8 protein-coding genes are annotated in these 8,428 nt (G+C 67.6%); 2 read left to right on the top strand and 6 right to left on the bottom strand.

Translation table 11 applies throughout. The features are described from left to right. The coding region (locus tag M0R80_29810; protein MCK9463835.1) for a hypothetical protein at window positions 1–468 on the top strand (468 nt) is incomplete at its 5' end. A gap of 25 nt (window positions 469–493) precedes the next feature. On the opposite strand, the gene M0R80_29805 is transcribed toward M0R80_29810, so the two are convergent. From M0R80_29805 to M0R80_29795, 3 genes are read right to left on the bottom strand one after another with little or no spacing between them, the layout of a single operon-like run. Further along, window positions 494–1,432 carry an ion transporter gene (locus M0R80_29805; GenBank protein ID MCK9463834.1) on the bottom strand — a complete coding sequence of 313 codons (939 nt, stop codon included), beginning with the start codon at window positions 1,430–1,432 and terminating at the stop codon, window positions 494–496. After that, window positions 1,429–2,991, bottom strand: coding sequence for a HAMP domain-containing histidine kinase (locus M0R80_29800; GenBank protein ID MCK9463833.1), 1,563 nt, complete (start codon window positions 2,989–2,991; stop codon window positions 1,429–1,431). Before M0R80_29800 ends, M0R80_29805 begins: the two co-directional genes overlap by 4 nt. A 3-nt stretch (window positions 2,992–2,994) precedes the next feature. Continuing rightward, complete coding sequence (locus M0R80_29795; GenBank protein MCK9463832.1) at window positions 2,995–4,020, bottom strand: NAD(P)-dependent glycerol-3-phosphate dehydrogenase; 1,026 nt, start codon at window positions 4,018–4,020, stop codon at window positions 2,995–2,997. 86 nt (window positions 4,021–4,106) lie between these two features. On the opposite strand from M0R80_29795, the gene M0R80_29790 reads away from it, so the two are divergent. Further along, window positions 4,107–5,102: a flippase-like domain-containing protein gene (locus M0R80_29790; protein ID MCK9463831.1), complete on the top strand. Its 996-nt coding sequence runs from the start codon at window positions 4,107–4,109 to the stop codon at window positions 5,100–5,102. A gap of 15 nt (window positions 5,103–5,117) precedes the next feature. Here M0R80_29790 and M0R80_29785 read toward each other — a convergent pair whose 3' ends face one another. From M0R80_29785 to M0R80_29775, 3 genes are all read right to left on the bottom strand, one after another. Further along, entirely contained in the window at window positions 5,118–6,014 is an 897-nt protein-coding gene (locus tag M0R80_29785; protein MCK9463830.1) for a hypothetical protein, read from the bottom strand. A gap of 273 nt (window positions 6,015–6,287) precedes the next feature. Further along, complete coding sequence (locus tag M0R80_29780) at window positions 6,288–7,085, bottom strand: hypothetical protein (GenBank protein ID MCK9463829.1); 798 nt, start codon at window positions 7,083–7,085, stop codon at window positions 6,288–6,290. Between the two features lie 42 nt (window positions 7,086–7,127). Next, complete coding sequence (locus M0R80_29775) at window positions 7,128–8,300, bottom strand: formylglycine-generating enzyme family protein (GenBank protein ID MCK9463828.1); 1,173 nt, start codon at window positions 8,298–8,300, stop codon at window positions 7,128–7,130. Between the last annotated feature and the right edge of the window lie 128 nt (window positions 8,301–8,428).

Raw genomic sequence — 8,428 nt, 5'->3', positions numbered from 1 at the left:
GCGACCCCGACCGCCGCCGCGGAGAGGAGGAAGGGCAAGGGCGGGATGGTTGCCGGGATCGCGGCAGGCGCGCTCCTCCTGCTCGGCGGAGGCGGGGCCGCGGTGTGGTGCTTCGCGATCGGGCCCGAGCACGGGGCGCCGCAGCCGCCATTGCCGCAGCTCGTGCCGCCCCCGGTCGCGCCGCCGGTCGTCGGGCCGCAGGCCCTGTTGCCGCTCCCGGCGACGGAGCCGGGCGACGGGCAGCCCGAGGAGATCGACACCGCGCCTTCGCCGGCGATCCCGAGCGACAAGGGCGGCGACGTCCGAAAGCCGAAGGAGAAGAGCCCCGCGCCCAAACCGAAGACGCCCCTCGACCTCGGGAAGAACCAGGACGAGATCGTCTCCACGGTCAAGGACACCTTGAGCCAGCTCAAGAAGAAGATCGAGGAGCTGAAGACCCGCGGCACCGAGGCCGACGCGGGCAGTTGACGCTCCCGACGGGCGCGATCGGAGCTCAGCCGTCGGCGCGGGGCCTCTCGGTCCGCGCGGTCTCCTGCTGCTTCACCGAATACTGCAGCCGCTTCATCTTGCCCTGCAACTCGTCCATGTCCCGCAGCAAGGTCGACATCGCGTCGGACACGGGCACGGCCCCCTCGCCCGCCTCCTTGCGGCGGCGCTCCGAGGCGGCGAGATCGGCCTCCTCGCGCGCGCTCTCCATGCCGTTCATGATGACGCCGATGAACAGGTTGAGGATGATCATCGTGCCGAACAGGATGAGCGTGATGAAGAGGAGGGGGCTCGCGATCGGGAACGCCTCGGGCGCGACGCACAGGCTCTCGAACCCCTCGTACCCGAACCGGTCGCAGCCGAGCCGGTTCGTGTCCATGATCGTGACCCAGCCCTCCATCGTCACCACGCCGAACAGGCTGAGGATCGACATCCCGAGGCTGCCGAAGTGCATGGGGTCGTTCCCGGCGAAGAGGAGCGTGGCGGCCACGCCGTAGACGTAGAACAGGATCGCGAGCAGCAGCCCGACGTAGCCCATGGACGGGATCGACTTGAGGAGGGCGCTGACGAGGATCTGCAGCTTCGGCAGCACGCGCACGAGCTTGAGCACCCGGAGGAGCCGCGCGAGCCGCAGCACCATGACGTACTGCGCGTTGATGGGCATGAAGCAGGTCGCGACGATGAGGAAGTCGAACACGTTCCACGGATCCAGGAAGTAGCGCCACGGCCTCCTGCCCTCGGCAGCCATCTTGACGAGCATCTCGGCGACGAAGATCCAGATGATGATCTGGTCCAGCACGTGGAGGAGCGTCTGGTGGCGCTCCACGAGCCCGGGGTCGGTCTCCATGCCGACGAGGGCGCCGGCCAGGAGGATCACGACGGTGATGGTCCGCTGGAACCACTTCGACTCCGCCGTCCGCTTCATGACGTTCCGAATGGCGCTCACGTGGCCTCCTCCGCCCCCTTCGCGGCCGGGAACCGGACCGTGAAGCGGGTCTCGACGCCCGGGGTGCTCGTGACGGATACCAGCCCGCCGTGCGCCTTCGCGATGTGCCGCACGAGGCTCAGGCCGATGCCCGATCCCCTGTGGCCGTGCGTGTCGAGATCCGACGCCTGGTACCTGTAGAACCTATCGAAGATCCGCTTGAGGTGGTGCGCCGGGATGCCCGCGCCCCGGTCGAACACCTCGAGGTAGACGTGCTGCGCGTCGCCGCGGAGGGCGACGCCGATGCGATCCGTGCCCACGCCGTACTTGAGCGCGTTGTCGACGAGGTTGATGAGCAGGAGCGTGATGGCATCCCCGTCGGCGCGCACCAGCGGGAGATCGGGCTCGGCCGAGTACTCGAGCAGCACGCCCGCCTCGTCCGCGCGGTGGCGGTACATCTCGACCGCCGGCTCCACGATCCTGTCGAACCTGACCGGCTTGAACTCGTACTCGCTCTTGCCGCGCTCGATCTTCGAGAAGTCGAGCACGTTGTCGATGAGCGCGGTGAGCCGCTCGGTCTCGCGCAGGATGATCTCGTAGTACTGGCGCGCCTTGTTCGCGTCGCGGACGCGGTTCATCGAGAGCAGCTCCGTGAACATGCGGATCAGGGCGAGCGGCGTCTTGAGCTCGTGGCTGACGTTCGAGATGAACTCGCTCTTCAGCCGGTTCAGGCGGCGCTCGCGCACCATGGCGAGGTACAGCACCGCGAGCCCGAAGACGATGATCGCGAACGCCGGCGGGATGAGGAGCCACTCGGAGAACCGCTGCCGCTCCGCCTGCTCGGCGTAGAACGCGGCCGCCTGCGGGGCGAGCTGCAGCCGCCACTTGTACAGCGACGACGGGAACCTCTGCACGACGATGAACGCGCCCGCGCGGCTCAGGTCGTCGCCCCAGACGCGCCTGTCGTTGTCGTCAATGACGTTCGCGATGCGCTCGGGCCCGATGTCCCCGAGCAGGCCGTCGAACAGGACCCCCACGATCTCGCGCGTGTCGTAGAACAGGTACAGCGTGTAGTCCTGGTCCTCGAACCGCGTCGTGAGCGCCGTGACGAGCCTGTACCCGTCGCCCATCGCCCGGTGGATATGCTTGTGCTGCTCCAGCGCGTCGTACGGATCGAACGAGGGGACGACGTCCGTGACGAGCAGGTTGTAGATCGCCAGCGCCCGCGCGGGATCGGCGTCGCGATGAAAGAACTGCACGACCCCGCCCTCCTCGTCGACGACGGCCGCCGCCTCGATGATCCGGTTCGCGTGGACGGCCTGCTGCCACCTCTCGCACGCGGAGTCGATGTCGCGCGGGTTGACGATCCGGAAGAACGCGTGATCGGCCAGCGAGATCGCCTCCTCGATGCGCGTCACCTTCTCGCGGGCGAGGACGAACGAGCTCTCGACGATCGACTGCTCGCCCCACCCGCCGAAGCGCGTCGCCGACGCGATCACGATCCGTCCGAGGAAGACGATCGCCACGACGACGGCCGGGAACAGCACGAACACGGCGTGCCGCTTGAGGAACTGGCCCAACCGCTAGCGCTCCCGCTCGGAGCGCAGCGGCCTCGCCATGAGCTCGCGCACCGCGTCCGCCGGCGCCGTCTCGCCGTCGAGGAGCCTGGTGACGGCCTCGGAGATCGGCATCTCGACGCCGCGGCGCGCCGCGAGGATCATCGCCGATCGCGCCGTCGCCACGCCCTCCGCGACCATGTGCATGCTCCCCAGGATCTCGTCGAGGCGCTCCCCGCGCCCCAGGCGGTTGCCGACCTGGAGGTTGCGGCTCAGGTGTCCGGTGCAGGTCAGCACGAGATCGCCCATGCCGGCGAGCCCCGCGAGCGTGAGCGGGTTCGCCCCGCACGAGACGGCTAGGCGCGTCAGCTCGGCGAGGCCGCGCGTGATCAGGGCCGCCCGGGAGTTCAGGCCGAGCCCCATCCCCTCGGCGACGCCGACCGCGATCGCGATGACGTTCTTGAGCGCGCCGCCGAGCTCGACGCCGACGACGTCGTCGGTGGTGTACGCGCGGAACGACGCGGTCGATACGAGCTGCTGGATCCGCACGGCCAGGTCGGCGTTCGCCGAGGCGATCACGACGGCGGTCGGCTGACCCGCCGCGATCTCCTTGGCGAAGCTCGGGCCCGACAGGAAGGCGAGCCTCCCGGCCGCTCCGGGCAACGCCTCGGCGAGCACCTCCGACATGAGCTGCGCCGAGCCGGTCTCGACGCCCTTGGACGCGCTCACGACCGAGGCGCCCTCGGCGAGGTGCCTCGCGCCGGCGGCCCAGACGCTCCGCACGAACTGGGCGGGCATGACGCTCAGCACCGTGCCGACGCCGTCGAGCGCGCGCTCGAGCGAGCTCGTCGCGACGACGGTCTCGGGCAGCTTCGCTCCCGGGAGGAACAGCTCGTTCGCGCGGGTCTCGTTGATCCTGTCGGCGAGCTCGGCCTCGTAGACCCACATCGCCACGCGCCGGCCGCCGTCGCCGAGGAGCTTCGCGAGGGCGGTCCCCATGCTCCCGCCGCCGACGACCGCGACGTCGAAATTCGGTTGGTGTTGGCCTTTCATCGATGGGATGATAGGGCAACACCGATGGGCATTCAAGCAGCGCTCCGCCCTTCACGCGGCGCCCCGAGGAGAGCGACTTGGCACCTGTGACGCGGGGCTCGAAGCGCCCGACCCGCTTCATCATACCGGTCCTGGGGGTAGCGCTCTCGATCGCCGGGCTCGCGTACGTCTACCGCGACTTCGATCTCGACGCGCTGCTCGAGTCGGCGTCTCGCATCCGGTTCCTGCCGCTCGCGGGGACGATCCTCGTGTACTGGGCCGGCACCGTGGTGCTGCGCTCTCTCCTCCTGCGCCACCTCCTCATGCCGCTCGGCCGGATCGACTTTCTCGGCGCGTACCGCTACATCTGCGTCGGCTTCCTGGCCAACAACGTCCTGCCGTTCCGCGCGGGCGAGATGGCGCGCAGCGCGGCCGTCCACAAGGGCAGCGGCATCCCCTTCTCGTCGGTCGTGGGCTCGCTCGCGCTCGAGCGGATGCTCGACATGGGCATGGTCGCCGCGATCGCGCTGGCCGCGCTCCAGTTCGCCCCGCTCCCCGGCGCCTTGCGGAACGCGGCGCTCGGCACGGCAGGGGTGGTCGTGCTCGGGCTCGCCGTCGTGGTGATGCTCGCCCGCCGCAGGTGGCGCGAGGCAGACGGCGAAGCCAAGGGCCCGATCCAGGCGTTCCTCTGGACCAACTGGGTGCGGTTCTCCGCAGGCCTCAAGACGATGGCGAGCGCGCGGGCGTTCGGGATCGCGCTCGCGCTGGTGGCCGGGCTGTGGGGGTTGACGCTCGTCAGCATGGCGTTCCGGCTCGAGGCGTTCGACCTCGAGGCCACGCCGTCGCTCGCGCTCACGCTGCTCGCCTGCCTGGGCTTCGGCGTGGCGATCCCCTCGGCGCCGGGCTACGTCGGTGTCTACCACGCGGCGGCCGCTTTTGCGCTCTCGCTCCACGGCGTCGATCACGCGACGGCCGCGGCGTACGCGCTGTTCAGCTGGCTCCTCGACATCGGCGTGAGCAGCGCGTTCGGCGCCGTGAGCCTGTCCATCGAAGGGCTGCGGCTCGCGGATCTCAGGAAGAAGGCGCCGGCCGCTGGTGAGTGAGCGGTCTTCCGGCGCCTACTTCGCGGGCGCGAACTGGGCGTTGTAGGCGAAGCAGCCGGTCGAGGTGAAGCTGATCGACCCGGTGACGTCCGATCCCGCCGCCGTCGGCGCCGCGGTCAACGTGATGGCCGTGTCGGACGGGTCGCAGAAGGCGCGCATCCAGTTGTCGATCTCGGTGGTCCCGTCGAAGGCCCGCTCCTTGACCTGCACGTAGGCGTCCGCGACCGTCCCGACGACGTGGCTCGCGACCGGCCAGATCACGAGGACGTCGATCTGCACGTCCGTCTCCGGGAGGTCCGCGAACTGCATAATCCAGTACGAGCCGTCGGTGCTCGCCGCGCACGACTGGAGCGCGGTGCCCGTGTACTCGTAGTCGGTGACGGTGAGCGCCGCGTTGTTGCCGGCCTGGAAGGAGCCGATCTGGCAGGAGAAGGTGGCCGCGGTGAACGCCGCGGTCTTGAGGCACCTCGGGTCGCCGGTCGTCACCGAGCAGCTCGGGAACCCGGTGTCGTCGCACAGGGTCGCGTCGCCGACGCAGCTCAGGTAGCACTCGCTCGCGATCTCGTCGACGAAGTAGGCGCCGCAGTAGGCGTCCGTCGGGCAGGTGGCGTCGGCCGTGCACGCCTCACCGTACTCGACATCGGTATCCGTGTCGGTATCCGTGTCCGTGTCCGTGTCCGTATCGCTGTCCGTGTCCGTATCGCTGTCGGTATCCGTGTCCGAATCGGTGTCTGAATCCGTGTCCGAATCCGTGTCCGAATCCGTGTCCGAATCCGTGTCCGAGTCCGTGTCCGAATCCGAATCGCTGTCCGAGTCCCCATCGGCCGTGCCGACCTCCGCCACCGTCCTCCCCCCGCAGGTCGCGAGGCTCGCGGCGGACGACACCAGTATCAAAGCTGTCAGGAATCTCATGGCGCACTCTCCTCTCTGAAGAAGCGTTACGCGACCATTCTACCCCGCGCCGGGTGGGGAGACTAGGTTCCTAGAGACGATTCGGAGAGACGATTCGCCGGACTACTTCACGCCCGAATCGCCCGCCCCGGCGTCGGGCACGATCAAAGGCAGCGTGCGGACCGGGCGGAAGCCGTAGGCTGCAAATCGTCCGTCTCGGTTGTCTCCAGATTGTCCGGACGCACGCCTCGTCAAGTTGTGAAAGTTGGGAACGTCCCCTATCCCCCCTGCAACTCACCCGAACGATGCGTATTCGAAGCACGCCCCGTACTCACCATCGAGCGAGTAACACGAGTGGTATTCACCGCAGCTGTTCTCGAATTCGCAGGGCGAGCCGCAGTAATAGAGATCGCCCGAGCCCACGAGGCACACGCCGACACCGGCGAGGAGATAGCCACCGATTCCGGACGGCATCTCGAGATCCGTCATGTCCACGCCGTTGCACGAGCTCGGATCGTCGGAACCCCAGCCGGCCCCGTCGCCGCCGAGCGCGAGGGGGCAACAGAAGGCGCCGTCACCGAACAGAGCGAGCGCGCAGGCGTTGTCGGCCGGCATCGCCGTTTCCTCGGAAAAAGACACCGGATCGTCGACACAGACACCGAGAACGTCCCATGAGACGTCCATGCAGATCTGATCCGGATATCCTTCCACGTCGCACGTATCGACGACGCACTCCGTAGCGCACACCGGCTGGCCTGACCATGTGCCGTCGAAGTTCGTGCAGACGAGATCCTCGCTCTCGCAGGTCCCTCCGTCGCAGCACGAGTTGTCCACGACACCGCAACCGGTGTCGGCGTCGCTGTCCGTGTCGGAGTCGGAATCGCTGTCCGAATCGATGTCGGCGTCGCCGTCCGTGTCGGAGTCGGAATCGCTGTCCGAATCGATATCGGAATCGGTGTCCGTGCCCGTGTCGGAATCCGCGTCCGTGTCGGTGTCCGTGTCGCTGCCAGCGGAGCCGTCGTCCGAGCAGCCGAACTGGATCGCGCCGGTCAACACGAGCGCTGCGGTCATCTCCAGGGCTCTTCTCTTCATTTCCAACCGCCTTTCTACCACGCGCCGATCGGCGGCGCCCCGCTACTTCACGCCCGAGTCGCCCGGTCCGGTGTCGGGTGCGGTCGAAGGCAATGTACGCACCGGACGGAAGCCCGAGACGGCATGCCGCTCGTCACCATGTGCTTCGAACTGGTGCGCCGCTCGAGTACGGCAAGCGTGCGTATTGTAGGCACCTCCGCGGATATCGCGACGCACGTCATCCGTTTCGCCTGGCCCCATTGGGTCTGTGAGCGTTTCTCCGGTGCCGCCGTAGATCCAGTCGATGCCGCCGCCGGTGGAGACATAGTCCACCCACTCCCACGCGTTGCCGAGCATGTCGTACAGCTCGAACGGGCTGGGCTGCTTGAAGCCGACCTCGCGGAGAAGGTCGTACTTCTCGACCGTCCAGTCCGTGTTGCCGAAACCGGAGTTGTCGCAGTACCAGGCGATGTCGTTCAGGATCGGCTCGTCGATGCAGATGCCCTCGGAGTCCACCGTGATGTCGCCGTTGTAGGTGTTGGTCGTCGTGCCGGCCTTGGCCGCGTACTCCCACTCGGGACCTGTTGGCAGGCGGTAACCCGCGCAGTCGTACATCGAAACGTGCTTCCGTACCGGAGATGCGCATCGATAGACGTCTGGGAGCGGATCCCCCGTCCCTTCCTCCACGGCGCACCCGCCAAGGAAGAAATCGCCGTCTGGACAACCGCTCCCTATTGTTCCCGAACAGCTCGAAAGGTCGTAGCACTCCTCGAGACTTTCGAACGCCGAGAGCGCGTTGCACCACGCCATCGCCTCGAACTGATCAATGAACGTCACGGGACAGTCCTCGCAGAACGGCGCGTTGTGCGGCGCCTCGAAGCCGAGCGCCGTCCACTGCCGCTGCGTCACCTCGTACTTCGACATCAGGAACGGGTGCGTGAGGATGACCGGCACTTCCTTTTCGTGGCCCGGGCCGCGGCACGGTGTGCCTACCGGAGAGCCGAAGATGAAGTTACCCGCCGGTATCTCCACCCAGTCGATCTCGGGATCCGCAGGATCGGTGTTGCTGTCGGAGTCAGTATCCGAGTCGGAATCACTGTCCGTGTCGCCGTCGGAACCGTCCGGGACACCGGTGCCGGAGTCGTGCTTGCCCTCGCTTTTCTCCTCGCAACTGCAAGCTGTGGATGCGCCTGACAGCAGGGCAAGCATGAGAGAGAAGATGTGCGCCTTGGGCATGCCGAGCCTCAGTATGGGATTCCCCCGATTTAGTGGACAGTTTTCTCATGCTGCCACAGGCACCTGCTTCTCCGCCAGGGTTTCGAATTCGACCGGGCTGACGTAGCCGAGGTACGAATGCCGCCTTT

Source organism: Pseudomonadota bacterium (assembly GCA_023229365.1).
Lineage (GTDB): Bacteria > Myxococcota_A > Polyangia > JAAYKL01 > JAAYKL01 > JALNZK01.
This window is presented reverse-complemented; position numbering and strand designations above follow the sequence as displayed.

Bases quoted from the DNA above. Each gene is read 5' to 3' on its own strand.
- M0R80_29795 (MCK9463832.1), bottom strand. From the start codon at position 4,020: ATGAAAGGCCAACACCAACCGAATTTCGACGTCGCGGTCGTCGGCGGC.
- M0R80_29785 (MCK9463830.1), bottom strand. From the start codon at position 6,014: ATGAGATTCCTGACAGCTTTGATACTGGTGTCGTCCGCCGCGAGCCTC.
- M0R80_29780 (MCK9463829.1), bottom strand. From the start codon at position 7,085: ATGAAGAGAAGAGCCCTGGAGATGACCGCAGCGCTCGTGTTGACCGGC.
- M0R80_29775 (MCK9463828.1), bottom strand. From the start codon at position 8,300: ATGCCCAAGGCGCACATCTTCTCTCTCATGCTTGCCCTGCTGTCAGGC.